General features: G+C 70.7%; 25 protein-coding genes. 12 read left to right on the top strand and 13 right to left on the bottom strand.

From position 1 onward, the window contains the following. Window positions 1–17: 17 nt before the first annotated feature. Genes LRK53_RS02225 through fabG form a run of 7 tightly spaced genes read left to right on the top strand, consistent with a single transcriptional unit; the run spans window position 18 to window position 6,068 of the window. Entirely contained in the window at window positions 18–737 is a 720-nt protein-coding gene (locus LRK53_RS02225) for a COG4648 family protein (protein WP_027491161.1), read from the top strand. After that, on the top strand, window positions 734–1,033 hold the full coding sequence (locus LRK53_RS02230; protein ID WP_051257460.1) for an ApeI family dehydratase: 300 nt from the start codon (window positions 734–736) through the stop codon (window positions 1,031–1,033). Before LRK53_RS02225 ends, LRK53_RS02230 begins: the two co-directional genes overlap by 4 nt. Beyond that, on the top strand, window positions 1,030–1,992 hold the full coding sequence (locus LRK53_RS02235; RefSeq protein WP_235642469.1) for a lysophospholipid acyltransferase family protein: 963 nt from the start codon (window positions 1,030–1,032) through the stop codon (window positions 1,990–1,992). Before LRK53_RS02230 ends, LRK53_RS02235 begins: the two co-directional genes overlap by 4 nt. Continuing rightward, a complete protein-coding gene (locus LRK53_RS02240; protein ID WP_027491643.1) occupies window positions 1,913–2,572 on the top strand; it encodes a LolA-related protein in 660 nt (219 codons plus the stop codon). Before LRK53_RS02235 ends, LRK53_RS02240 begins: the two co-directional genes overlap by 80 nt. Window positions 2,573–2,574: 2 nt before the next feature. Beyond that, entirely contained in the window at window positions 2,575–4,893 is a 2,319-nt protein-coding gene (locus LRK53_RS02245; RefSeq protein ID WP_027491644.1) for an MMPL family transporter, read from the top strand. Then, window positions 4,877–5,311, top strand: coding sequence for a hotdog family protein (locus tag LRK53_RS02250; RefSeq protein WP_027491645.1), 435 nt, complete (start codon window positions 4,877–4,879; stop codon window positions 5,309–5,311). Before LRK53_RS02245 ends, LRK53_RS02250 begins: the two co-directional genes overlap by 17 nt. 19 nt (window positions 5,312–5,330) lie before the next feature. Continuing rightward, the gene (fabG, locus tag LRK53_RS02255; protein ID WP_027491646.1) at window positions 5,331–6,068 is read left to right on the top strand and encodes a 3-oxoacyl-ACP reductase FabG; all 738 of its coding nucleotides are present in this window, start codon (window positions 5,331–5,333) and stop codon (window positions 6,066–6,068) included. A gap of 148 nt (window positions 6,069–6,216) precedes the next feature. Here fabG and LRK53_RS02260 read toward each other — a convergent pair whose 3' ends face one another. From LRK53_RS02260 to LRK53_RS02270, 3 genes are read right to left on the bottom strand one after another with little or no spacing between them, the layout of a single operon-like run. Further along, window positions 6,217–7,002: a glycosyltransferase family 2 protein gene (locus LRK53_RS02260; protein ID WP_027491647.1), complete on the bottom strand. Its 786-nt coding sequence runs from the start codon at window positions 7,000–7,002 to the stop codon at window positions 6,217–6,219. Beyond that, a complete protein-coding gene (locus tag LRK53_RS02265) occupies window positions 6,999–7,793 on the bottom strand; it encodes a beta-ketoacyl synthase chain length factor (RefSeq protein WP_027491648.1) in 795 nt (264 codons plus the stop codon). The genes LRK53_RS02260 and LRK53_RS02265 overlap by 4 nt, the downstream gene beginning before the upstream one ends. After that, a complete protein-coding gene (locus LRK53_RS02270) occupies window positions 7,790–8,983 on the bottom strand; it encodes a beta-ketoacyl-[acyl-carrier-protein] synthase family protein (protein ID WP_037088928.1) in 1,194 nt (397 codons plus the stop codon). The genes LRK53_RS02265 and LRK53_RS02270 overlap by 4 nt, the downstream gene beginning before the upstream one ends. A gap of 103 nt (window positions 8,984–9,086) precedes the next feature. Between LRK53_RS02270 and LRK53_RS02275 the strand changes: the two genes are divergently transcribed. The 4 genes from LRK53_RS02275 (at window position 9,087) to mnmE (ending at window position 12,808) form a co-directional block, all read left to right on the top strand. Next, window positions 9,087–9,824, top strand: a complete 738-nt coding sequence (locus LRK53_RS02275; protein ID WP_235642470.1) for a YdcF family protein — start codon at window positions 9,087–9,089, stop codon at window positions 9,822–9,824. Window positions 9,825–9,892: 68 nt separating this feature from the next. Next, window positions 9,893–10,405, top strand: a complete 513-nt coding sequence (locus tag LRK53_RS02280; protein ID WP_235642471.1) for a hypothetical protein — start codon at window positions 9,893–9,895, stop codon at window positions 10,403–10,405. After that, the gene (gene hemF / locus LRK53_RS02285) at window positions 10,402–11,304 is read left to right on the top strand and encodes an oxygen-dependent coproporphyrinogen oxidase (RefSeq protein ID WP_027491651.1); all 903 of its coding nucleotides are present in this window, start codon (window positions 10,402–10,404) and stop codon (window positions 11,302–11,304) included. Before LRK53_RS02280 ends, hemF begins: the two co-directional genes overlap by 4 nt. A gap of 160 nt (window positions 11,305–11,464) precedes the next feature. Then, window positions 11,465–12,808 carry a tRNA uridine-5-carboxymethylaminomethyl(34) synthesis GTPase MnmE gene (gene mnmE, locus LRK53_RS02290; RefSeq protein ID WP_027493601.1) on the top strand — a complete coding sequence of 448 codons (1,344 nt, stop codon included), beginning with the start codon at window positions 11,465–11,467 and terminating at the stop codon, window positions 12,806–12,808. On the opposite strand, the gene LRK53_RS02295 is transcribed toward mnmE, so the two are convergent. The 8 genes from LRK53_RS02295 to lptM form a co-directional block, all read right to left on the bottom strand. Beyond that, window positions 12,809–13,705: a ribokinase gene (locus tag LRK53_RS02295; RefSeq protein WP_027493602.1), complete on the bottom strand. Its 897-nt coding sequence runs from the start codon at window positions 13,703–13,705 to the stop codon at window positions 12,809–12,811. A gap of 156 nt (window positions 13,706–13,861) precedes the next feature. Then, on the bottom strand, window positions 13,862–14,491 hold the full coding sequence (locus LRK53_RS02300; RefSeq protein ID WP_185754689.1) for a hypothetical protein: 630 nt from the start codon (window positions 14,489–14,491) through the stop codon (window positions 13,862–13,864). 27 nt (window positions 14,492–14,518) lie between these two features. Further along, window positions 14,519–15,853: an ATP-dependent protease ATPase subunit HslU gene (hslU, locus tag LRK53_RS02305; RefSeq protein WP_027493604.1), complete on the bottom strand. Its 1,335-nt coding sequence runs from the start codon at window positions 15,851–15,853 to the stop codon at window positions 14,519–14,521. Window positions 15,854–15,975: 122 nt separating this feature from the next. After that, complete coding sequence (gene hslV, locus LRK53_RS02310) at window positions 15,976–16,512, bottom strand: ATP-dependent protease subunit HslV (RefSeq protein ID WP_027493605.1); 537 nt, start codon at window positions 16,510–16,512, stop codon at window positions 15,976–15,978. Window positions 16,513–16,697: 185 nt separating this feature from the next. Beyond that, window positions 16,698–17,585 carry a tyrosine recombinase XerC gene (xerC, locus tag LRK53_RS02315; protein ID WP_027493606.1) on the bottom strand — a complete coding sequence of 296 codons (888 nt, stop codon included), beginning with the start codon at window positions 17,583–17,585 and terminating at the stop codon, window positions 16,698–16,700. Between the two features lie 7 nt (window positions 17,586–17,592). Continuing rightward, window positions 17,593–18,279, bottom strand: a complete 687-nt coding sequence (locus LRK53_RS02320) for a DUF484 family protein (protein WP_037090259.1) — start codon at window positions 18,277–18,279, stop codon at window positions 17,593–17,595. 94 nt (window positions 18,280–18,373) lie between these two features. Beyond that, window positions 18,374–19,219: a diaminopimelate epimerase gene (gene dapF / locus LRK53_RS02325; protein ID WP_027493608.1), complete on the bottom strand. Its 846-nt coding sequence runs from the start codon at window positions 19,217–19,219 to the stop codon at window positions 18,374–18,376. Window positions 19,220–19,232: 13 nt separating this feature from the next. Then, window positions 19,233–19,412 (bottom strand): LPS translocon maturation chaperone LptM, encoded by a 180-nt coding sequence (lptM, locus tag LRK53_RS02330; protein ID WP_027493609.1) that lies wholly within the window; start codon window positions 19,410–19,412, stop codon window positions 19,233–19,235. Window positions 19,413–19,524: 112 nt separating this feature from the next. Between lptM and LRK53_RS02335 the strand changes: the two genes are divergently transcribed. Next, a complete protein-coding gene (locus tag LRK53_RS02335) occupies window positions 19,525–20,214 on the top strand; it encodes a hypothetical protein (protein ID WP_027493610.1) in 690 nt (229 codons plus the stop codon). Here the strand turns inward: LRK53_RS02335 and idi are convergent. Both idi and LRK53_RS02345 read right to left on the bottom strand, forming a co-directional pair. Then, complete coding sequence (gene idi / locus LRK53_RS02340; RefSeq protein ID WP_027493611.1) at window positions 20,192–20,779, bottom strand: isopentenyl-diphosphate Delta-isomerase; 588 nt, start codon at window positions 20,777–20,779, stop codon at window positions 20,192–20,194. The genes LRK53_RS02335 and idi overlap by 23 nt on opposite strands. After that, window positions 20,772–23,111, bottom strand: a complete 2,340-nt coding sequence (locus tag LRK53_RS02345) for a hydroxymethylglutaryl-CoA reductase, degradative (RefSeq protein WP_027493612.1) — start codon at window positions 23,109–23,111, stop codon at window positions 20,772–20,774. Before LRK53_RS02345 ends, idi begins: the two co-directional genes overlap by 8 nt. Between the last annotated feature and the right edge of the window lie 13 nt (window positions 23,112–23,124).

The following is a 23,124-nucleotide window of genomic DNA, read 5'->3' on the forward strand; positions in this document are numbered from 1 at the left end:
CCAATGCGGAACCCGGCATGACGTCCTCCTCACTTTCGTCCGATCACGCCATGCGGCGCTACGGCCTGCTGTTGCTGCCGGCCTATCCGCTGCTGGCGATCGCCGGTGCGGTGACCCAGCGGCAGGTCTTCGCGTTGCTGGCGCTGACCCTGCTGCTGACCGTGCTGCTGCTGCCGCAGCTGCTGGCACGCCGTGCCGCGTCGTGGCTGCTGTGGTCGGGCATGCTGACCGGTTTGCTGCTGGCCTGGCGGTACGGTTTCGCCGAGCTGTTGCTGGAGGCGGTGCCAGTGCTCATCAATGCGCTGCTGGCGTATTGGTTCGGCCGCACGCTGGGTACCGCCGAGCCGTTGGTGCAGCGCTTCATCGTCGCCATCGAAGGCGCCGAGCGCCTGCAGCAGCCGGGAGTGGTCGCCTACGCGCGCCAGGTCACCGGGTTCTGGACAGCGCTGCTCGGCGCCCAGGCGCTGCTGCTGGCCGTGCTGCTGCTGTGCGCCGACCAGAGCGGGCTGCTGACACGCGCCGGCGTCGCCTCGCCGCTGCCGGTGCCCGAGCGCTGGGCCGCGACGTGGCTGCACCTGGGGGGTTACCTGCTGCTGGGCGCGGCGTTCCTGCTGGAATACATCTATCGCCGCTGGCGACTGCGCCATCTGCCGCATCCCGGCCTGCACGACATGCTGCTGCAGCTGGCGTTGCACTGGCCCCGATTGCTGCGCAGCAAGCGCGCGGTGACGCGATGAACGCCGGCTTCGAGCAGGTGCTGCGCGTCGGTGCGGGGCATCCGGCGTTGCCCGGCCACTTCCCCGGCACGCCGCTGGTGCCGGGGGTGCTGCTGCTGGAGCAGGTGGCGCTGGCCCTGCGCGCCTGGCGTGGCCTGCGACTGGGCCGCGTGCTGGAGGCGAAGTTCGCGGCACCGCTGCTGGCGGAGGAAACCGCCACGCTGCGGCTGAGCGCCGCCGACGGATCGCGCATCCGTTTCGAGATCCGGCATGACGGCATGCTGCTGGCGCGCGGCCTGGTCGAGGGAGCGACGTGAGCACACATGGACACTGGCAAAGCCGGCCCGAAGGCGGCGGCCGTTTTGCGCTGTGGCTGATCCGCACGATTGCGCTGCACGGCGGGCGCCGCCTGGGGCGGTTCTGCCTGTACCCGATCACGCTGTACTTCTTCCTGCGCCGCGGGCCGGAACGACGCGCCTCCCGCCAGTACCTGCAGCGCGTGTTCGGCCGGCCGGCCACGGTGTGGCAGGTGCTCAGGCACATCCACTGCTTCGCCGCCACCACCCTGGACCGGATCTTCCTGCTGGCGCACGGCGAGCGACCGTTCCGGATCGAGACCGAAGGCCTGGAGCTGCTCGACGAACGGATCGCCCAGGGCCGCGGCGTGCTGCTGTTCGGCTCGCACCAGGGCAGCTTCGAGGCGTTGCGCGCGATCGGTGCGCGCCGGCCGCAGATGGCCTTGCGGGTGGTGCTGGACAAGCAGAAGACGCCGGCAATGACCGAGCTGCTCGAGGCGCTGGCGCCGGAGGTGGGCGCCTGCGTGATCGACGCGGCGCAGGACGGCACCTCCATCGCGCTGGCGATGGCCGAGGCCTGCCACGCCGGTGCGCTGGTGGCGATGCTGGCCGATCGCGGCCGCGGCCACGAGGTGCTGCGGCGTACCAACCTGCTCGGTTCCCCCGCGCCGTTTCCAATCAGCCCGTGGCTGCTGGCGCATACGCTGCAGGTGCCGGTGGTGCTTTGCTTCGGCCTGTACTTGGGCGGCAACCGCTACCGGCTGGTGTTCGAGCCGTTCTGCGAGCGGGTGGAGGTGCCGCGGCGGGATCGCGGTCCGGCACTGGACGCCCTGATTGCCCGCTATGCGCAACGGCTGGAACACTACATCCATGTCGCTCCCTACAACTGGTTCAATTTCTATGATTTCTGGCAAGACGCGCCCGCTGCTGCTGAGCCTGCTGCTGATCCTGCTGCCGTGGGCGAGCACGTCGGCGTCTGAGCCGGCTCCGGCCGCCTCGGCGGCGGCGCTGGTTGCCGCGCTGGGCCAGCCGGCACCCGCGCATACCGCGTTCGCCGAGGCGCGCTTCCTGCAGGTGCTCGACCGGCCGCTGGTGGTCTCCGGCGAATTGTCGTGGCTGGGCGGCGACCGGTTGCGGCGGCGCGTCGAGCATCCGCAGCAGGAAACCGCCACCATCGCCGACGGCGAGGTGACCCAGCAGCGCGACGGCCGCAGTCCGCGGCACTTCTCGCTGAAACGCGCGCCGCAGCTGCAGGTGCTGCTGGACAGCTTCGTGGCGCTGCTCAGCGGCGACGCCGCGCGCCTGCAGCAGGCATTCGAGATCCGCCAGGGTGGCGACGCCGGCGGCGCGTGGACGCTGACCCTGGTGCCGCGCGAAGCCCGCGTGGCAAAAACCGTCGCCAGCATCCGCATCGACGGCTACGCGAACGCCTCGCGCTGCATGCATCTGCAGGAAGCCGATGGCGACCTCGCCGTCGACCTGCTCGGCCCGCTGGCCGCACGGATGCCGGCCGAGCCTACCCGCGAAGCGCTGCAGGCGCTGTGCCAGAGCGCGCCCTGAGCATGCGCCGGGGCGCACGCGCGGCACTGCTGATCGGATGGTTGCTGGCCCTGGCCGGGCTCGGCTGGATGGTCAGCCAGCGGCTGCACGTCAGCACCGACCTGCGCAGCTTCATGCCTGCACCGACCACGCCGGACCAGCGCCTGCTGATGGAGCAGGTCGGCGAGGGACCGGGTTCGCGCCTGCTGCTGCTCTCCATCCGTGGCCAGTCCGATGCGAGGCTGGCGGCGCTGAGCCAGGGCCTTGCCGCCGCGCTGAAAAAGGACGGGCGCTACAGCCAGGTGCTCAACGGCAGCTTCGACCTCGGTGCGCTGGACGAGCGGCTGCTGCCGTACCGCTACCTGCTGTCGCCCACGCTGGACACGCAGCGGCTCGACCAGGCCTATCTCGCCGACCAGCTGCAGCAGCGGCTGGACGACCTGTCTTCGCCCGCCGCCGGCTTATTGAAAGGCCTGCTGCCGCGCGATCCCACGCTGGAGGTGCTGAAGCTGGCCGAGCGCTGGGCGCCGGCGAAATCGCCGGAGCTGCGCGAGGGCGTGTGGTTCTCGCCGCAGGGCGAGGCGCTGCTGCTGGTACAGACCGTCGCCGCCGGCTTCGACCCCGGCGCGCAACAGCAGGCGATCGACGGCATCCGCCGGGCGTTCGCCGCGTTGCCGGGCAGTGCCGGCGCAACGCTCGAGCTGAGCGGGCCAGGTTACTTCAGCGTGGTGGCCGCGGCGCAGACGCGGCACCAGGCGGACTGGATCGGGCGCATCTCCACCGTGGGCTTCATCGCGCTGCTGCTGCTGGCGTACCGCAGCGTCGGCTCGCTGCTGCTGTCGGCGCTGCCGATCGCCAGCGCCGCGCTGGCCGGTATCGCCGCGCTCACCGTGGCCTTCCCCGCGGTGCACGGCATCACCCTGGCGTTCGGCTTCACCCTGCTCGGCGTGGCGCAGGAGTACCCGATCCGCGTGCTCAGCCACCGCCGTGCGGGCGAGGATGCGCTGGCCAGCGTGCGCACGCTGTGGCCGCTGCTGCTCACCGCGATCGCCTCGGCCTGCATCGCCTACCTGGCGTTCTACGCCTCCGGCGTGAACGGGCTGAAGCAGCTGGCGCTGTTCACCATCGTCGGCCTGCTGGTGGCCGGCTTCAGCACGCGCTACCTGCTGCCGTACCTGCTGCCGCGGCGGGTGCGCGACGTGGCCGGGATGCGCTGGCTGATACAGGCGCGCACGTTCGTCGATCGCCTGCCGCGGTCGCGCTGGATTCCCGTGGTGGTCGCCGTGGCGATCGTGGCGATGCTGGCGCTGGCCCGCGGTTCGTTCTGGCAGGACAACCTCGCCGCGCTGACCCCGTTGCCGTCAGATCTGCTGCAGCACGACGCGCGCCTGCGCGAGGCGCTGGGCGCGCCCGACGTGCGCTACCTGCTGGTACTCGAGGCGCCCAGCGCGCAGGGCGTGCTGGAACTGTCGGAGCGGCTGCAGCCAAAGGCGGACGCGCTGCTGGCGCAGCACGCCGCCGACGCGCTGGAACTTCCCTCGCGCTACCTGCCCAGCGTGGCCGTGCAGCGTGCGCGGCAGGCGAAGCTGCCCGACCGCGCCACGCTGCAGCACGCGCTGGATGAGGCGTTGCAGGGACTGCCGTTCCGCGCCGACCTGTTCCGCCCGTTCGTCGACGATGTGCAGACCGCGCGCGGCTTGCCGCCGCTGACACCCGAGCGCTATGCGCAGACGCCGCTGGGTCAGCGCCTCGCCGCGATGCTGGTCGAGCGCGACGGCCACTGGCTGGGCCTGGGCACGGTCAGCGGCGTGCACGACGTGGCCGCGCTGCAGGCGCTGGGCGCGGACAGCCACGGCGCGGTTCGCCTGCTCGACCTCAAGGCCGCCTCCGAATCGCTGGTGGTCGACTACCGTTCGCGCATCCTGCAGGCGCTCGCGGCCGCCGCGCTGCTGCTGGTGCTGACCATCGCGCTCGCGCTGCGCAGCCTGCGTCGCGCCTGGCACGTGCTGGCGCCGATGACCCTGGCCACCTTCCTGGTGCTGGCGGTGGAGCGCGCGACCGGCGTCGAGATCTCGCTGTTCCACCTGGTTGCGCTGATCCTCGCCGGCGGGCTGGGCCTGCACTACGCGCTGTTCTTCGAGCGCGACACCGGCGACGCTGCCGAGCAGCGACGCACGCTGCACGCCACGATCGTCTGCGTGCTGTCCGCGCTGCTGGTGTTCGGCATGCTGGCGTGGGCGACGATTCCGGTGCTGCGCGCGATCGGGCTCACCGTGAGCCTGGGCGTGGCGTTCCACTTCGGCCTGTCGATCCTGATGGCGCCGCATGCTCGACAAGACTGACTGGGCGCAGCTGATCCCGCACGCCGGCGCGATGTGCCTGCTCGATGCGGTGCTCGCCTGGGACGAGCGCACGATTCACGCGAGCAGCGCCAGCCATGCGCGCGTGGACAACCCGCTGCGCGGCGCGCACGGCCTGCATGCGGTGCACCTGGCCGAATACGGCGCGCAGGCAGCGGCGGTGCACGGCGCGCTGCTGGCGCGTGCGCGCGGTGACGAGACGGTACGTCCCGGCCGGCTGGTCAGCCTGCGCGAGGTGCAGCTGCACGAGGAGTACGTCGACGGCCTCGACGGCGCGCTGGACGTCCATGCCGAATGCCTTTACGCCGACGACGGCGGCGCGCAGTATGCGTTTCGCGTCGAGCATCGTGGCCGGCTGCTGGCCAGCGGGCGCGCCGTGGTGATCCATCCCTCCCGCTGAATCGCTTGCGAGCCACGCCATGTCCGAAGCCCCTCCCGCCCGTCGCGCCCTGGTCACCGGCGGCAGTGGCGAGCTCGGCGGCGCGATCTGCCACGCGCTGGCCGCGGCCGGCTGGCACGTGGTCGTGCATGGCCACCACAGCCTGGCGCGCGCGGCGGAAACCGCCGCGGCGATCGTCGCGGCCGGCGGCAGCGCGCAGGCGGTCGCGTTCGACGTCACCGACGCGGAAGTGGTGCGCGCCGCGCTGGATGCGCTGCTGAGCGAGGAGACCATCCACGCGCTGGTCAACAACGCCGGCATCCACGACGACGCGCCGATGGCCGGCATGAGCGACGCGCAGTGGCACCGGGTGATCGACGTCTCGCTGCACGGCTTCTTCCACGTCACCCAGCCGCTGCTGCTGCCGATGGCGCGCGCGCGTTTCGGCCGCATCGTCTCGATCGGCTCGGCGGCGGCGCAGCTGGGCAACCGCGGCCAGACCAACTACGCCGCGGCGAAGGCCGCGCTGGTCGGCGCCAGCAAGTCGCTCTCGCGCGAGATGGCCTCGCGCGGCATCACCGTCAACGTGGTCGCACCCGGCGTGATCGAGGGGCGCATGGCCGAGGCGACGTTTCCGCCCGAGCGCATCCGCGAACTGGTGCCCGCGCAGCGCGCCGGCAAGCCGGGGGAAGTCGCCGCGCTGGTCGCCTTCCTGTGCTCCGACGCCGCCGCCTACATCAACGGCCAGGTGATCGGAGTGAACGGCGGCATGGGCTGATGCTTCTTGCGCAAGGCCCCGTGCTTCGATGACCGTGCTGTAGGAGCCCGCTGGCGGGTGATGCTCTTGCCGTTACGAATCCCGAATCCCGAATCCCGGCCCCAAAAGCATCGCCCGCCAGCGGGCTCTTACGGCGGAGTTGCGTCGATCAACCGTCCAGCGCCACCGGTTTGGCCGGCGCCATGGCGGTGTCATCGACCACCAGCGGTGCGCCGCGCGAGCGGCGGTAGCTGGCGACGATGTGGCCGTAGTGGACCACCCGGCCGATGGTGTAGGTGGTGATGCGGGTGACGTCGCGCACCGGCTTGAGGTGGCTGGGGCGGAACGCGCCGTGGTAGCGCGAGGCGATCGGCACCGAGACAACGCCGAGCCGTTGCTCGCGCGAGGCGGCGATCAGGATCGCCGCCTCGAACACGAAGTTCTCCGCCGGCAGGTCGACCAGCGCCAGCGCCGCCTGCGGATACCAGCGCTGCCCGCTCTGGGTGTCGGCCACCGGCTGCGCGCAGGCCCACGAGATGCCCCAGTCGGCCACTGCGTTGGCGCGCCGGCGGCCCTTCGGCTGCTGTTCGCGGTCCAGCAGGCGCGCGCCGATCACGATGTGCTGCGGGTGGCGCTGCGCAGCAGCCACGATGCGTGGGATGTCGGCGGCCAGGTGCTGGCCGTCGCCGTCCATGGTCAGCACGGCGTCATAGCCCTGGCGCAGCGCCTCGCGGAAGCCCTGGCGCAGCGCCTCGCCCTTGCCGCGGCGCGTGGCGTGGCGCAGCAGGGTCACCGGCAGCGCGGCGACGATCTCCGGCGTGCGGTCGTCCGAGCCGTCGTCGACCACGATCACCGGCGCGCCCAGCGCCAGCACGGATTCGACCACCGCGCGGATCGCGGCTTCCTCGTTGAGGCAGGGAATCAGCACACACCAGCGTGCGGCGGCAGTGTTCAAGCGACGTGCTCCATGTCGATACACAATCCCAGTGTAGCGGCGGCGGGCAGCACGCCGCGGCTGCCGTGGTCGGCAAGCAGGGTCAGCAGCGACAGGCTCGCCGCCGAGGGGCTGCCGGTGCGCCAGCCGTCCAGCGGTTCGGGCAACGGCATGTCGATGACCGCGCCCGGCTGCAGCGCGAGATCGAGCCGGGCCAGCGTGGCCGGGCCTGCCTGCGGCGCCAGCACCAGCGCGCAGCCGAACGACTGGCGGCATTCGGTGACTTCACTGAGCGGGCCGCTGCCGGCGGTGTCGCTGCACACCAGCAGCACCGCGCGCTGCTCGGCCAGCACCTGGCTGGCCGCTTCCAGCAGGCCGGCGCCGAAACTGGCGCGCTGCGCGCTGACCGCGGTGGACGGCGCGTGGCAGCCGGTGGCGATGGTCCAGTAGCCGACCGCGGCGTTGTGCACCGAGTTGTGGAAGCGGGTCGGCGACAGCTCGGCCGGCGCCTGGGCGAGGGTGGCGCACATGTAGTCGGTGATTGGCTGGTCGCCGTGCGAGGAGGCGAACACGCAGGCCAGCGCGGCGGCATCGCGTCCGCTCATCGCCAGCGCCTGGCCGGCCGCCTCGACCGCCAGCAGCACGCTCTCCGGCGCGCGGCGGCGTTCGTTCGGCGGCAGCATGGCGGCAGCCGGACGCGGCGGTGGCGGCGCCGGCGTGGCGCCGGCCAGCAGCGCGCGCAGCGCGGCGAAGTCGGCCAGCTGCGGCGACCACAGGCCGACGCCTTCCACCCATACGCGCAGCGCACTCATGCGGCGAACCCGGCGCGGGCGAACGCGAGGCAGGCGTTGTTGCCGCCGAAGCCGAACGAGTTGCTCAGCGCCACGTTCACTTGCTGGCGTTCGTTGCGCCAGGCGAAATGCGCGCCGCAGCCCGGGTCGGGCGCATCGCCGCCGAGGTTGCCGGGGATCAGGCCGTGCTCGATCGCCTGCAGCGCGACGGTCGCCTCGAGGATGCCGGCGGCGCCCAGCGTGTGGCCGGTGAAACCCTTGGTCGAACTGGCCCGCGTGCTGCTCGGGAACGTGCGCGCCACCAGCGCCGCTTCCACCTCGTCGTTCTTCTGGCTGGCGGTACCGTGCAGGTTGATGTAGTCCACCAGCGCCGCGTCGAGGCCGGCGCGCGCCAGCGCGTCGTTGAGCGTCAGTTCGGCGCCGAGGCCGTCCGGGTGCGGCGTGGACATGTGGTAGGCGTCGCTGGATTCGCCGTAGCCGAGCAGCCGCGGTGCATCCGGCGCCGCCTCGATGCGCTCCAGCAAGGCGAAGCCGGCGGCCTCGCCGATCGAGATGCCGTTGCGTGCGGCGTCGAACGGGCGGCACGGCTCAGGCGAGACCAGTTCCAGCGCGTTGAAGCCGAACAGCACGCTGTCGCACAAGGTGTCCACGCCGCCGACCAGTGCCGCGTCGACCAGGCCGAGGCGAAGCATCCGCTCGGCGCTGGCGAACACCTTGGCGCTGGACGAGCAGGCGGTGGAGACGGTCAGGCACGGCCCTTCCAGGGCGAGCGCGGCGGCGACGAAGCCGGCCAGCGAATGCGGCGCGTGGATCGCCGGGCGCAGCATGTCGTCGGGCATGCCGCCGTCGGCATCGAGCCGGCGGTAGGCTTCCTCGGTGGCGCCAATGCTGGCGGTGGAGGTGCCCAGCAGCAGCGCCACGCGGGCCGCGCCGTAGCGTGCGCGCGCCGCGCGCACGCGGTCGAGCAGGCCGTCCTGCTGCAGGCCCAGCCAGGCCAGGCGGTTGTTGCGGCAATCCCAGGCGGCCAGCGCGGCGGGCAGGGCGACGTCTTCCACGCCATCGACGCGGCCGATCCAGCACGCCAGCGGCGCGCTGCTGAAGTCGTTCGGACGCAGGCCGCTGCGGGCGTGCGCGAGCGCATCGAGCTGCGCCGCCAGGCCGCTGCCCATGGCGGAGGTGGCGGTGTAGGCGGTGACCGCGAGGGGAGTCATCGGGGAAGGCATCCGGAAAGCGTAGCCGCCGCCCCGGTGAATGCCTAGTCTGCAAGCGACGCACGTTCAGCCGCCGAAGTGCCGCGGAAGGCGCGCGGCGACTATGCTGGCGCGTCCCGACTGCCACGCCTGCTCCGTGCCGCCGAATCCGTCTCCAACCCGCACTCCCTGGCGCTACCTGCGCGACCGTGACGTGCAGTACGCCGCGCTGGTCACCGCGCTGGCGCTGCTGCTCAGCGCGGGCCTGGTCTGGCTGGGCTATCTGATCCACGTCTGCCGGGTCGCCGCGCGCAGCCCGCTGGCGCCGCCGCGGCGCATGGTGGCGCTGGTGTTCGGCCGCCGGCTCGAGCGCGATGCGCCGGAGCACGACTACCAGCAGCGGCTGCGCCGTGCGCTGGCGCTGGCCGAGCAGCAGCACACCGGCCACCTGCTGCTGCTCGGCGGCTGCAGCGGCAGCCAGTGCAGCGAGGCCGCCGCCGGCCAGGCCTGGCTGCGGCAACACGGCCTGGCCGACACGGTGCGGCTGGAGCTGGAGCAGGATTCGGTCGATTCGCTGGAGAACCTGCGCCACGCGCGGCGCCTGCTGCTGGCCGAGGCGGGCGACGGCGGCCTGCCGCCGGTGGCGCTGGTGACCAGCCGTTATCACCTGGCCCGCTGTCTGCTGCTGGCGCGCCGGCTCGGCTTCGACGGCAGCCCGGTCGCCGCCGAACCGGCGTTGCCGCGGCAGCGGCGCTATCTCGGCCTGCTGCTGGTCGAGGCCAGCTACCTGATGTGGATCGATCTGGGCCTGCGCTGGGCGCAGCTGATCGGACACCGGCGGATGCGCGCGCGGATCAGCTGAGCGCCGCCTTGTGCGCCGTGCTGCCGCCTGGCAGGCGGCAAGGGCCGTGCGCCTTGCGGCGGCTGACCATGGCGTTCCGCCAGACGCTGCTGGTCGACCCACGGCCGATCAGCATGCCCGCCGGCCTGACCGCGGTGCAGGTGAGCAAGGCGGTCAACGGCGCGCTGGTCGGTCGTACCTGGGTCGTTACCGCCGAGCATGCCGACGGCATCGACGCGGCGCTGAACGGCAACGATTACCAGGCGAAGAGCCACGTCGCCTTCGACACGCACCAGGTCAAGATCAGCTATGTCGACAGCACCAACCTCAAGTACAAGGTGAAGAAGGACGGCACCCGCCTGATCCACACCGGCTACATGAACTGGATGCGTCAGTGGCGACATCGGCCGGGATCTGCAGTTGATTTCCGCCGGCGCCGAATCGATGCCGATGGCTTCGCTGGGCGGCTGATTTCCTGGCCATCCGCGATGACGACGGCCCTGCGCGGGGCCATCATCGTTTCCGCGCGACGCCACGTCGCATCCACCGCAGCGCTCGCCTTGCTAAGCTCGCCGCACCGAACCGACGACGCCAGACGATGAGCGAGCAAGCCAACCAGGCCGAAATCTTCCTGCGCGAACTGCAGGACCGCATCTGCACTGCGATCGAGCAGGCCGATGGCGGCGCGCGGTTCACCGAGGACGCGTGGACGCGCGAGGCCGGCGGCGGCGGGCGCACCCGCGTGCTGCGCGACGGCGCGGTGTTCGAGCAGGCCGGGGTGAATTTCTCGCGCGTGCACGGCCACCCGCTGCCGCCCAGCGCCACCGCGCACCGGCCCGAGCTGGCCGGCGGCAGCTTCATCGCCACCGGCGTGTCGCTGGTGCTGCACCCGAAGAACCCGCACGTGCCCACCACCCACGCCAACGTGCGCTATTTCGAAGCGCACAAGGAAGGCGTGGAGCCGGTGTGGTGGTTCGGCGGCGGTTTCGATCTCACCCCGTTCTACCCGGTGGACGAGGACGTACGGCACTGGCATGCGGTGGCGCGCGAGCTGTGCGCCCCGTACGGCGCGGATGTCTATCCGCGCTACAAGCAGTGGTGCGACGAATACTTCTACCTCAAGCACCGCGACGAGACGCGCGGTGTGGGCGGGCTGTTCTACGACGACCTCAACGAAGGCGGCTTCGAACGCTGCTTCGCCTTCACCCGCGACGTGGGCCAGGGTTTTCTCGATGCCTATCTGCCGATCGTCGAACGCCGCAAGGCCTCACCGTACGGCGAGCGCGAGCGCGAGTTCCAGCTGTACCGGCGCGGCCGCTACGTGGAGTTCAACCTGGTCTACGACCGCGGCACGCTGTTCGGCCTGCAGTCGGGCGGGCGCACCGAGTCGATCCTGATGAGCCTGCCGCCGCGCGTGCGCTTCGAGTACGCGTACCAGCCGGAAGCCGGCTCCGCCGAGGCGAAGCTTACCGATTACCTGCAGCCGCGCGACTGGGTGTAGGAGCGCACCCTGTCCACAAGGGACTTCCTTCGGTCGTGCGCGATGCTCTTGGCTCCGTTCAACATCAGAGCATCGCGCACGACCGAAGGAAGTCCCTTGTGGACAGAGTGCGCTCCTTAGGCCTTGATGTCCGATTCACCGACCACGTTCGTCACCGCGCATGAGCCAGCCTGCCGACACCATCGCCGCTATCGCCAGCGCACCGGGCGCCGCCGGCGTGGGGGTGCTGCGCGTGTCCGGGCCGGCGGTACCGGCGATCGCGCGGGCCCTGCTCGGCCGTGCGCCGCAGCCACGTCACGCGCACTTCGCCGCGTTCCACGACGGCGTGGGTGAGCTGATCGACCATGGCCTGTTGCTGCATTTCCCTGCGCCGGCGTCGTACACCGGGGAACACGTGCTGGAACTGCAGAGCCATGGCAGCCAGGTGCTGCTCGATGCGCTGCTGCGCCGCGTGTGCGAGCTCGGCGCGCGGCTGGCGCGTCCCGGCGAATTCACCGAACGCGCGTTCCTGAACGGCAAGCTCGACCTGGCCCAGGCCGAAGCGGTCGCCGACCTGATCGCGGCCCGCTCGCAGGCCGGCGCGCGCGCCGCGCTGCGGTCGATGGAAGGCGTGTTCTCGCGCAAGGTCGATGCCTTGCTGCAATCGCTGATCGCGTTGCGCGTGCATATCGAGGCGGCGATCGACTTCCCCGAGGAGGAAATCGACTTCCTCGCCGACCCGGCCATCACCGTCCAACTCGACAACCTGCGCGCCGAACTGACCGAGCTGCTGCGCGAAGCGCAACGCGGCGTACGCTTGAACGACGGCCTCAAGGTGGCCATCGTGGGCCGCCCCAACGCCGGCAAGTCCAGCCTGCTGAACACACTGGCCGGCAGCGAGCGCGCCATCGTCACCGCGATTCCCGGCACTACCCGCGACGTGCTGCGCGAAACCTTGAGCCTCGATGGCATCGCGCTGGAACTGGCCGACACTGCCGGCTTGCGCGAGACGGAAGATGAAGTCGAACGCGAAGGCGTGCGCCGCGCGCATGGGGAGCTCGCCCGCGCCGACGCCGCGCTGCTGGTCACCGACGCGGCCCACGCCGCCGCCGACCTCGCCCTGCTCGACGTCCTGCCCGCCGGCGCCGAACGCCTCGTGCTCATCAACAAGATCGACCTCGCCCACGCCGCGCCGCACGCGGAGACCCGCGACGGCATCCGCTGGCTGTGGGCCTCGGCGAAAACCGGCGAAGGCCTGGACGCCGTGCGCGAACATTTGAAGCAACTCGCCGGTGCCAGCGTCGGCGAAGGCGCCTTCAGCGCGCGTCGCCGCCATGTGGTCGCCCTGGAAAGCGTGCGCGCTCATCTCGCCCACGCTGCTGCCGTGCTTGCCACCAGTCGCGCCGGCGAACTCGCCGCCGAGGACCTGCGCCAGGCCCAGCACGCGCTGGGCGAGATCACCGGCGCCTACAGCAGCGACGATCTGCTCGGGGCCATCTTCTCCAGCTTCTGCATCGGCAAGTGATCAATCGCCCTGCTGCGCGAGGAAAGCATTCATCTCGCGCAGGCTGGGCATGCCGCCCTGGGCGCCGAGCCGGGTGACCGACAGCGCGGCGGCGGCGCAGGCCTTACGCACCGCGGCGGGCAGGCCTTCGTGCAGGAACACCGCCAGCGCGGCGTTGAAGGTGTCGCCGGCGCCGGTGCTGTCGACCACCTCGACGCTGAAGCCGTGCTGGTGGACGGGCTTGCCCCCGTCGCGGTACCACGCGCCTTCGCCGCCGCGGGTGAGTACCACGGGGCAGGGCGAGCGCCGCATCAGATCACGGAAATCCTCGTGCGGATCGGCGCCAAGCAGGATGGCCAGTTCGTGCTGGTTCGGGGTGACGTAGCGGGGGAGTTGCAGCCAGTCGGTCGGCAGTTTCTGCGCAGGAGCGGGGTTGAGGATCACCGGCACGCCGAGGCGGTGGCCCAGGCGCAGGGTGGCTTCCACCGTGTCCAGCGGGATCTCCATCTGCACCAGCACGGCATCGGCGCGCCCGATCAGCGACTGCGCCGCTTCGACCTGCGCGGATGTGACGAGGGCGTTCGCGGCCGGCACCACGATGATCTGGTTCTCGCCGCCGGCGACGGTGATCGAGGCGGTGCCGCTGGCGCTGTGGTCGAGGCGCGCGATGTGATCCAGGCCGACACGTTCGGCGACGAGGCCGGCATGCAGCAGGTCGCCGAACGCGTCACGGCCGAGTGCGCCGACCAGCGCCACCTCGGCGCCCAGCCGCGCCGCAGCCACTGCCTGGTTGGCGCCCTTGCCGCCGGGCACGGTGAGGAAGCGGTCGCCGAGGATGGTCTCGCCGGGGCCGACGAAGCGCGGCGCCTGGGTGACCAGGTCCATATTGATGCTGCCCACGACGACGATGCGCGTCATTGGTTGCTCCTCTGCGCCGGTTTCACGACGGAGGGAGAGCTTAACCGCTGTGGCTGGCAGGCGTGGTTGCAGCCGCGATGGTTTCGCGAAAGAGGAAGCGAAGAGCAACCCCACCCCGACCCTCCCCTGCTTTGCAGGGGAGGGAGCAGAACTCAGTCAAGGCGACGGGACGCGACCGATGCCGGTGTCGCCGGGCAGCAGGGCCGGCGCGGGGCCGGCCACGGCGAGCAGGGACTGCGCGTAGCTGTCCTCGATGCTGACGGTGGAGACCTCGTCCCAGGAGAAGAACGAGGGCTCGCGCATCCATTCCGCGTCGGGGCTCAGTTCCTGCAGGTTGAAGCCGTCTTCCTCGACATCGATCAGGCGGCCGATGTAGCAGACCTCGTCCTCGTCCTCGCTGTCCACGTGCACGCCGATCACCGGCGCCTGCGCGCCGGCGGCCTGGATCACCTCGCGGATGCTGTCCAACGGGAAGCCGCGCGGCATGCGCGGCAGGATCTGCTTCAGCGCCAGCGCCTTCTGCATGAAGGCGTGATGTTTGTCCGGAGCTTCCAGTTCGGTGACGTCGCGGTGGCGCATCACGTACATGCCGTCGTAGCTGATGCCGTCGCCGACCACCCAGAGCAGGAAGAATTCGCGCCCTACCCCGCCCACGTAGCCGCAGAAGCTGCCGTGCTCAAGCTCCTCGCGCCACAACCGCACCAGCGTCTGTTTCTGCTGCGCCTCGCGCAACTGGGCGCGCTGGCCGGTGTTCTTCAGTTCAATAACGTTGTTCACAATGCTCATTTTAGCAGATCGGCCTGACCCGCTTGTTCAGAGGATGTAGCGACTGAGGTCTTCGTCCTTGGCCAGGCCGCCCAGGCTTTTATCCACATGTTCGGCGTCGATGAGGTACTTTTCGCCGGATTTGTCCGCAGCCTCATAGGAAATCTTCTCCAGCAGACGCTCCATCACGGTATGCAGGCGGCGGGCGCCGATGTTCTCGGTGCGCTCGTTCACCTGGAACGCGACTTCGGCCAGCCGGTCGATGCCCGAGTCGGTGAACTCGATGGTGACGCCCTCGGTGCCGAGCAGGGCCACGTACTGCTTGGTCAGCGCGTTGTGCGGCTCGCGCAGGATGCGCTTGAAGTCATCCACCGACAGTGCGCTCAACTCCACCCGGATCGGCAGGCGGCCCTGCAGCTCGGGGATCAGGTCCGACGGCTTGGCCAGCGAGAACGCACCGGAGGCGATGAACAGCATGTGGTCGGTCTTCAGCGGACCGTACTTGGTCGATACGGTGGAGCCTTCCACCAGCGGCAGCAGGTCGCGCTGCACGCCCTCTCGACTGACTCCGGCATGGCCGTGGTCGGAGCGCTGGGCCACCTTGTCGATCTCGTCGATGAACACGATGCCGTTCTGCTCGGCCGCCTCCACCGCTTGCGCGCGCACCTCCTCGTCGTTGAGCAGCTTGCCGGCCTCCTCGTCGATCAAGAGCGGCCGCGCCAGCTTGATCGCCAGCTTGCGGCTCTGCGTCTTGGCGCCGCCGATGTTCTGGAACATCTGGCGCAGCTGCGCGCCCATCTCCTCCATGCCCGGCGGCGACATGATCTCCACGCCCACGTTCATGGCGAAATCCAGCTCGATCTCGCGCTCGTCCAGCGCGCCCTCGCGCAGCTGCTTGCGCAGCTTCTGGCGGGTGTCGCTGTCGGTCGTCGGCGCGGGGTCGTGGCTCCAGTCGGTCGGCGTCTGCCGGCGCGGCAGCAGCGCGTCGAGGATGCGGTCCTCGGCGCGGTCCTCGGCCTGGCTGCGCACGCGCTTGGCCGCCTGCTCGCGGGTCAGCTTGTAGGCCACGTCGGCGAGATCGCGGATGATCGACTCCACGTCCTTGCCCACGTAGCCCACCTCGGTGAACTTGGTTGCCTCGACCTTGACGAACGGCGCGTTGGCCAGCGTGGCCAGGCGCCGTGCGATCTCGGTCTTGCCCACGCCGGTGGGGCCGATCATCAGGATGTTCTTCGGGGTGACCTCGTTGCGCATCTCCGCCGGCAGCTGCATGCGCCGCCAGCGGCTGCGCAGCGCCACCGCCACCGCGCGCTTGGCGTCGTGCTGGCCGATGATGTAGCGGTCGAGTTCGTTGACGATTTCGCGGGGGGTCAATTCAGACATGAGATCACCGGAAAGAGGGTTTTTCAGCCGTCATCCCGGCGAAAGCCGGGATCCAGCGTCGTTGCCGTGATAGGCGCTGGATTCCGGCCTTCGCCGGAATGACGATGTGGGGTCGAGGCGGCTTACAGTTCTTCGATCGACACGTTGTGGTTGGTGTAGATGCAGATGTCGCCGGCGATCTTCAATGCCTTCTCGACGATGGTGCGCGCGTCCAGTTCGGTGTTTTCCAGCAGGGCCATCGCGGCGGACTGGGCGAACGGGCCGCCGGAGCCGATCGCGATCAGGCCGTGTTCGGGTTCCACCACGTCGCCGTTGCCGGAGATGAGCAGCGAGGTTTCCCGGTCGGCCACCGCCAGCATCGCCTCGAGCCGGCCGAAGCGGCGGTCGGTGCGCCATTCCTTGGCCATCTCCACCGCGGCGCGGGTGAGGTTGTTGTTGTGCCTCTCGAGCTTCTGCTCGAACAGCTCGAACAGGGTGAAGGCGTCGGCAGTGGCGCCGGCAAACCCGGCCACCACCTCGCCCGCCTTGCCCAGCCGGCGCACCTTGCGCGCGTTGCCCTTCATCACCGTGTTGCCCAGCGTGACCTGGCCGTCGCTGCCGATCACGACGCGGCCACCGCGGCGCACGCAGACGATGGTGGTGGCGTGGAAGGATTCCATGGGGGCTCCGCAAGAAGATGTTTGAGCGGATGAGATGGGGCCGCAGAGGGAACGCTTCAATGTCGAGCTTCTGCTCCTCCCCCTGCGTGCAGGGGGAGGTTGGGAGGGGGTAAGGCTTTTGACCTTCAGATCAAGAGCACCCCACCCCAGCCCTCCCCTGCAAGCAGGGGAGGGAGCGTCGGGCGTCACGGCTTGCGTTTGGCCCGCGGATGCGCGGCGTCATACACCTTCGCCAGGTGCTGGAAATCCAGATGGGTATAGATCTGAGTGGTGGCGATGTCGGCGTGGCCGAGCAGTTCCTGCACCGCGCGCAGGTCACCGGAGGACTCCAGCATGTGGCTGGCGAAGGTGTGGCGCAGCAGGTGCGGGTGGATGTGCTTCGGGATGCCTTGCTGCAGTGCCAGCTTGTTCATGCGCAGCTGCACCGTGCGCGGATTGATCGGCGCACCGCCGCGACCGCGGAATACCGGGCCGTCCGCCGGCATGCCCTCGGCCGCGCCGAGCGCGCGCAGCGCGGCGACGGCGTGGCGGCCGACCGGCACGATGCGGGTCTTGCTGCCTTTGCCGAGCACGCGTACCTCGCCGTCGTCGAGGTTGAGGTCGAGCCAGTGCAGGCCGACCAGTTCGGACAGGCGCAGTCCGCTGGAATAGAACAGCTCCAGCATCGCGCGATCGCGCACGGCGAGCTGGCCGCCGCTGTCGGTCTCGACCAGCGCGGTGGCCTCGTCCACGTCGAGCACCTGCGGCAGCTTGCGGCGCACCTTCGGGCCGCGTACGCCGAGCAGCGGATCATTTGTCAGCCGGCCTTCGCGGGTGAGCTGGCGGAACAGGCTGCGGCAGGAGGACAGCAGGCGCTGCAGGCTCTTCGGCGCCAGCCCGGCGCGATGCTCGCCGGCGATGAACGTGCGCATCCGGTTCGCGTCCAGCGCATCGAACGCGGCCAGCTGCTGTTGCTGCATGAAGCGCAGCAGCTTGGCCAGGTCGCGGCGGTAGCCGGCCAGCGTGTGCGGCGAGGCATGCCGCTCGCCGGCGAGGCGGGCCAGCCACTGCTCGACCTGTTGTGCGGGGGGCATGGCCGGCTCAGGAAACATCCCGCGAGCGGGCCAGCGCGGCGGTGATGGTGGCCGAGATCATCTTCAGGAACAGCGTGCCCATGCCGGGCTGGAAGCGGTCCGGGTTGGCGCTGCCGATCGCCAGGATGCCGCAGTCGCCCAGGCGCATCATCGCGACCGAGCGGATCTGCCCGGCGTCGACGCCGAACAGCCGTTCGAGCTTCTCGGCGGACAGGCGACCGGAAACCGGCTCGTTCTTCTGCAGGAACTCGCTGAACTCAGGCAGTGCGGCGACGCCGCCGGGAATCTGCTGCAGCCAGTCCGCGCGCGGTAGCCGCGGCTCGTCGCCGAACAGCAGCAGGCGCACCTGCTCGGTGTGGAAATCCGCGCTGAGCTTGGCGACCACCGTGCGTGCGGTGACCTCCATCGTGTTCGCGCGCAGCAGCGCCACGGTGAGCGCGTGCACGCGCTCCATCAGCTTCTCGTTCTCGGCGGCGATCGCGATCAGCTCGGCCAGCTGGCGTTCGAGTTCAGCGTTCTTGTCGCGCAGGCTCTGCAACTGGTACACCGCCAGCGACGACACTGCACCCTGTCCACGCGGCATGGTCAGCCTGGCGGCCAGCTCCGGGTATTCGCTGAGGAATTCCGGATGGTGCTTCAGGTAGGCGGCCACCACGCGGGCCTGGGTGGCGTCATCAAGCAGGGTGGCAGTCATGCGCGAGAATCCTCGAAGCGTTGCGGAGCGCGCGAAGGAAGCGCGCCATCCGGCCGGAGTGTGCGATGGACGCGGGCGCGCTTCAACCGTGGCGTCAGTCGACGGCCGGAACCGGCCACTCGCCCTCGAACGCGAACGCCGCCGGGCCGGTCATCCACAGCGTGTGGCCGGGGCCAGCCCAGTCGATGCGCAGCGTGCCGCCGGGCAGCTCGACCGCCACCGCGTCGTCGACCTCGCCGCGCCGGCGCAGTACCGCCATCGCGGCGCAGGCGCCGGTGCCGCAGGCCAGGGTCCAGCCGGCGCCGCGTTCGTGCACGCGCAGGCGCAGGTGGCTGCGATCCAGCCGTTGCACGAAGCCGGCGTTGGCGCCCTGCGTGAAGCGCGGATGTTTCGTCAGCAGAGGGCCGAGCCGCTGCAGCGCGGGGTCGGCGAGGTCGTCCACCGCCACCACCGCATGCGGGTTGCCCATCGACACCGCGCCGATGTCCAACGTCTCGCCGGCCAGGTCGATCGCGTAGCGGTCGGCCACGGCGTCGGCCGCGAACGGAATCCGCGCGGGTTCGAACACCGGCTCGCCCATGTCCACGGTGACCTGGTTGGCGCCGAGCGGGCGTACCGTCACCGGGCCGGACGGGCTCTCGATCATCACGTCCTGGCCGATCGCCAGCGCACCGGCACGATGCAGCCACGCCGCCACGCAGCGCACGCCGTTGCCGCACTGGCCGGACGGCGAACCGTCGGCGTTCCAGATGCCGTAGTAGAACGCGCAGGCCGGGTTGCGCGCCGGCTCGATGCTCAGCAGCTGGTCGAAGCCCACCCCGGTATGACGGTCGGCCAACGCACGGATCTGCGCCGCGTCCAGCGAAAAGCCGCCGTGGCGGCAATCCAGCACGACGAAGTCGTTGCCGATGCCGTGCATCTTCCAGAAGCGCAATTGCATGGACGGCCGCCGCTCAGTGCTGGCCGGCCGCCGGGTCAACGACGCTGGCCGGCACCGCGGGCACCGCCGGTTTCACCGTGGTCGATGCCGCCGCGGGTTGACGCGACGGCAGCACCAGCGGCCCCTTGTTGCCGCAGCCGGCAAGCGTGGCGATGGCGAGGCAGAACGGCAGCAGCAAGAAGGATCGGCGCATGGTCGGGATTCCTGAAGACGGAGGCAGTATAGCGAGGCGCGACGGGTCGGCCGCGGCATCGCCCGTTATGATGCGCATACGAAGTGCACGACGCGGCAACGAGGTGATGACGATGGACTGGAGCGCGCTGCTGCGCATGCCGATGACCGTGCTGCTGGTGCTGGCGGCGGTGTTTGCATTGATCACCCTGGTGCAGCTGGTGGCGCTGCGCCAGCGCCTGCAGGATGGCCGGCATCTGGCTGCCAGCTGGCGTGCGCTGCTGTGCGTGAGCGCCTTCGCGCTGACCCTGCTGCTGGCCGGTGCCGGACTCGCCCTGCGCGGCTATCGACTGCTCGGCGAAGAAGCGCCGGTGGTCGAGATCGACGCGCGCATCCTGTCACCGCAACGCTGGGCGCTCACCCTCAGCTGGCCCGACGGCAGCACGCGCCAGCTGCGGCTGGCCGGCGACGCCTGGCGCGTCGAGGCGATCGTGCTGAAGTGGAAACTGCCGGCCCTGCTGGCCGGCGTACCGCCGCTGTACCGGCTCGACCGGCTGTCCGGCCGCTACGATGATCCCGCGCAGGAAGCCGCGGCACCGCGCACGGTGATCGGCTTCGGCGAAGCCGGCGCGTTCGACCTGCTCAACCTGCAAAAGCAGTACCCGCGCTGGGTGCCGGAGATCGACACCGTCTACGGCAGCGGTGCGTTCCTGCCGCTGGTCGATGGCGGGCACTACGCAGTGAGCCTGATGCGCACCGGTGCGCTGGTGGCGCGGCCGGATGCCGCGACCGCGGAGAAAATCAGCCACCCGCTGGGGGGCTGAGGCAGGCCGACAGCGCCGGATCGCGGCGCAGTTGCGCCCATTCGAGCTTCAGCCACGGCGTGAAGCGCTCCGGGTCGCGGGCGATCTCGCGATCGAGTGCGGCCGGCGCCACGAAGCGCCAGGCCTCGACCTCCGTGGCATTGGCGCGCACCGGCTGCGTGCAGGTGCCGGCGTAGACCCAGCACAATTCATGTTCGGCGCCGAGCCCGCGGTAATCGGCCTGGTATTCGAACTTGAACAGGTAGCGCAGCGGACAGCGCATGCCCAACTCCTGCTGCAGGCGCCGTTCGGTGGCCTGCTCCATGCTTTCGCCCCGGCGCGGGTGGCTGCAGCAGCTGTTGGCCCAGTAACCGGGCCACAGTCGTTTGCCGCGGCTGCGCTGCTGCAACAGCAGCTCGCCGTGCCCGTTGAAGATGAACAGCGAGAAGGCGCGATGGCGCTGGCCGCGACCATCGTGGGCGGCCGCCTTGCTGGCGTAGCCGACCGTGCGATCGTCGGCGTCGACCAGGATCAGCTGCTCGGCTTCGGAGGAGACCGTGGGGTGGCGTAGCGACGCGTCAGCCAAAGGACACCTCCAGCGCCTGGTAGCCGGCGTCGCGCATCGCCCGGGCCACGCGCGCACCGCCATCGGGGCACAGCGCAATTACCGCGCCGCCACCACCGCCGCCGGTCAACTTGGCGCCCGCGGCGCCGTGCTCGCGCGCCAGCTGGACCAGTTCCTCGATCTCGCGGCTGGACACCTGCAGCGCGTTCAGCTGGCCCTGGCAGATGTTCATCAGTTCGCCGAGCTCGCCCAGGTCGTGCGCTTCCAGCGCGTCGAGCGCGTGCCGGGTCAGCACGTCGATTTCGTCGAAGATGCGCTCGTACCGCGCCGGATGCTGCAGCCACGCCTGGCGTACGCGCGCCACCATCCGGGCGGTCAGGCTCTCGCTGCCGCTCAGGCCGATCACCAGTGGCAGCGGCTGTTTCAGCGCGAGCGGGCGGATCGTCGCCGGCTCGCCACGCCGGTACAGCAGCGCCTGGCCGTGGGTGGCGACCGTATTGTCGATGCCCGAGGGCGTGCCGTGGGCGATCTTCTCGCACTCGAAGGCGAGCGCGCAGACGCTGGCGTCGTCGAGACCCAGCGCGCAGTGCCGATCGAGTGCGCGGATCACCGCCACCGCCAGCGCCGCCGAGCCGCCCAGGCCCATCGCTCGGGGCATCTCCGGCACCACCTGGATGCGCAGCGCGCGCCGAGCCAGGCCGAGGCGCTCCAGCAGCAAGGTCAGGGACTGCAGGAAGGAACCCGGCCGCGCCGGCTGCTGCAGTCGCTGCTCGACGCCCCAGCGCGGGATCAGCAGCGTGGTGCCGTCGCGCGCGTCCTCCACGTGCGCGCGGATCGCCAGCGGCAATGGCGCGGCGATCGCGTGGCGGCCGTACACCACGGCGTGTTCGCCGAGCAGGATCACCTTGCCGTGGCCGGCCGCCCATTCCTGCGTGCCGGTCCGCCGGTTGCCGCGGGCCGCTTGCCCCGGCGCCGCCTGCCCGCCCAGCTCGGCCACGATCAGTTGCGCCTTCCACAGCTTGATTTCGCCATCGGCCAGCAGGCGTTCCACCACCTGATCGAACATCTCCGGCGTGGCGCCGGCCGCCAGCGCCACGCTGCGCGCGTGCAGGGTCATGTGGCCCTGCTGGATACCGTCGGTGACCAGCGCACGCAGGGCAGAGAAGTTCTGCGCCAGGCCGACGGCCGCCATCACCTCGGCCAGCTCGCGCGCGCCGGGCGAACCCAGCAGGCGGTGGTTGATCGCCACCATCGGGTTCGCCTGCAGCGAACCGCCCACGGTGCCGACCTTGAGCGGCAACTCGATGCTGCCGACCAGGTCGCCCTGCGCGTTGCGCGACCAGCGGGTCAGCGCGCGATAACCCCGGCCGCGCGCGGCATAGGCGTGCACCGCCGCCTCCAGTGCGCGCCAGTCGTTGCCGGTGGCCAGCGCCACCGCGTCCACGCCGTTCATGATGCCCTTGTTGTGGGTCGCGGCGCGGTACGGGTCGACCCGGGCCAGATCGTTGGCCAGGATGATGCCGTCGCGCACCTGCCCGCCATCGTGGCCCTTGCCCGCCAGCGCATGCGTCGGGATCACCGCGCTGGCGCGCACCAGCGCGCGGTCGGTCAGGTTGGACAGGATGCGCAGGCAGGTCTTGCCGCCGGTGATCGCCTCCGCCAGTGGGGCCACGCCCTCGCACATGGTGTTGACCAGGTTGGCGCCCATCGCGTCGCAGGTATCGACCAGCAGGTGCAGCACCACCATGTCGGGGCCGCCGTCCGGCGCGGCGTGGATCAGTACCTCGACGTCCGCCACGCCGCCGCCGCGTGCGACCATGTTCGGGTGCAGGCTGTTGGCCAGGTTGATGATCTCGTCACGCCGCTGCAGCAAGGCCGTGCGCGCCTTGCCCGAGTGGGCCAGGCCGGTCAGCTGGACCTGGCCGATCAGCAAGGGGCGGGTGCTCGCGGTGGTGAAGCCGCCGCTGCCGCGCACCAGTTTGGCGGCGGCGCTCAGCGCGGCCACGATCGACGGCTCCTCGACCACCAGCGGCACCACGTAGTCCTTGCCGTTGATCAGGAAGTTCAGGCCCAGCCCCACCGGCAGCCCCATCACGCCGATGACGTTCTCGATCATCTTGTCGGCCTGCGCCGGCTCCAGCCGCTGCGCGCCGCTGGTCAGCGCGCGGTGGTCGGCTTGCGTCAGCAGCCCGCGGCTGCGCAGCAGCTGCAGCCGCTCGGTCACCGCCAGTCGATGGAAGCCGGGCAGGCGGGCGGGATGGTCGGGCGCACTCGTCGCGTGATCGCGCGGCGTGTCGTCGGCCTGGGTTGCGGCAGGCGAGTCGGCCTGCCCGGTTGCGGGTAACGAGTCCACGTGGGTTTTCCTG

This window comes from Rhodanobacter thiooxydans (assembly GCF_021545845.1).
GTDB lineage: Bacteria > Pseudomonadota > Gammaproteobacteria > Xanthomonadales > Rhodanobacteraceae > Rhodanobacter.

Excerpts from the sequence above, each read along its gene's own strand:
- hslU (WP_027493604.1), bottom strand. The coding sequence starts at position 15,853 with ATGTCTGAATTGACCCCCCGCGAAATCGTCAACGAACTCGACCGCTAC.
- LRK53_RS02335 (WP_027493610.1), top strand. The coding sequence starts at position 19,525 with ATGGACTGGAGCGCGCTGCTGCGCATGCCGATGACCGTGCTGCTGGTG.
- LRK53_RS02265 (WP_027491648.1), bottom strand. The coding sequence starts at position 7,793 with ATGAGTGCGCTGCGCGTATGGGTGGAAGGCGTCGGCCTGTGGTCGCCG.
- LRK53_RS02225 (WP_027491161.1), top strand. The coding sequence starts at position 18 with ATGACGTCCTCCTCACTTTCGTCCGATCACGCCATGCGGCGCTACGGC.
- LRK53_RS02300 (WP_185754689.1), bottom strand. The coding sequence starts at position 14,491 with ATGAGCATTGTGAACAACGTTATTGAACTGAAGAACACCGGCCAGCGC.
- LRK53_RS02240 (WP_027491643.1), top strand. The coding sequence starts at position 1,913 with ATGATTTCTGGCAAGACGCGCCCGCTGCTGCTGAGCCTGCTGCTGATC.
- LRK53_RS02295 (WP_027493602.1), bottom strand. The coding sequence starts at position 13,705 with ATGACGCGCATCGTCGTCGTGGGCAGCATCAATATGGACCTGGTCACC.
- LRK53_RS02280 (WP_235642471.1), top strand. The coding sequence starts at position 9,893 with ATGGCGTTCCGCCAGACGCTGCTGGTCGACCCACGGCCGATCAGCATG.
- hemF (WP_027491651.1), top strand. The coding sequence starts at position 10,402 with ATGAGCGAGCAAGCCAACCAGGCCGAAATCTTCCTGCGCGAACTGCAG.
- LRK53_RS02245 (WP_027491644.1), top strand. The coding sequence starts at position 2,575 with ATGCGCCGGGGCGCACGCGCGGCACTGCTGATCGGATGGTTGCTGGCC.
- fabG (WP_027491646.1), top strand. The coding sequence starts at position 5,331 with ATGTCCGAAGCCCCTCCCGCCCGTCGCGCCCTGGTCACCGGCGGCAGT.
- xerC (WP_027493606.1), bottom strand. The coding sequence starts at position 17,585 with ATGCCCCCCGCACAACAGGTCGAGCAGTGGCTGGCCCGCCTCGCCGGC.
- LRK53_RS02270 (WP_037088928.1), bottom strand. The coding sequence starts at position 8,983 with ATGACTCCCCTCGCGGTCACCGCCTACACCGCCACCTCCGCCATGGGC.
- lptM (WP_027493609.1), bottom strand. The coding sequence starts at position 19,412 with ATGCGCCGATCCTTCTTGCTGCTGCCGTTCTGCCTCGCCATCGCCACG.
- dapF (WP_027493608.1), bottom strand. The coding sequence starts at position 19,219 with ATGCAATTGCGCTTCTGGAAGATGCACGGCATCGGCAACGACTTCGTC.
- hslV (WP_027493605.1), bottom strand. The coding sequence starts at position 16,512 with ATGGAATCCTTCCACGCCACCACCATCGTCTGCGTGCGCCGCGGTGGC.
- LRK53_RS02320 (WP_037090259.1), bottom strand. The coding sequence starts at position 18,279 with ATGACTGCCACCCTGCTTGATGACGCCACCCAGGCCCGCGTGGTGGCC.
- LRK53_RS02230 (WP_051257460.1), top strand. The coding sequence starts at position 734 with ATGAACGCCGGCTTCGAGCAGGTGCTGCGCGTCGGTGCGGGGCATCCG.
- mnmE (WP_027493601.1), top strand. The coding sequence starts at position 11,465 with ATGAGCCAGCCTGCCGACACCATCGCCGCTATCGCCAGCGCACCGGGC.
- LRK53_RS02275 (WP_235642470.1), top strand. The coding sequence starts at position 9,087 with ATGCTGGCGCGTCCCGACTGCCACGCCTGCTCCGTGCCGCCGAATCCG.
- LRK53_RS02250 (WP_027491645.1), top strand. The coding sequence starts at position 4,877 with ATGCTCGACAAGACTGACTGGGCGCAGCTGATCCCGCACGCCGGCGCG.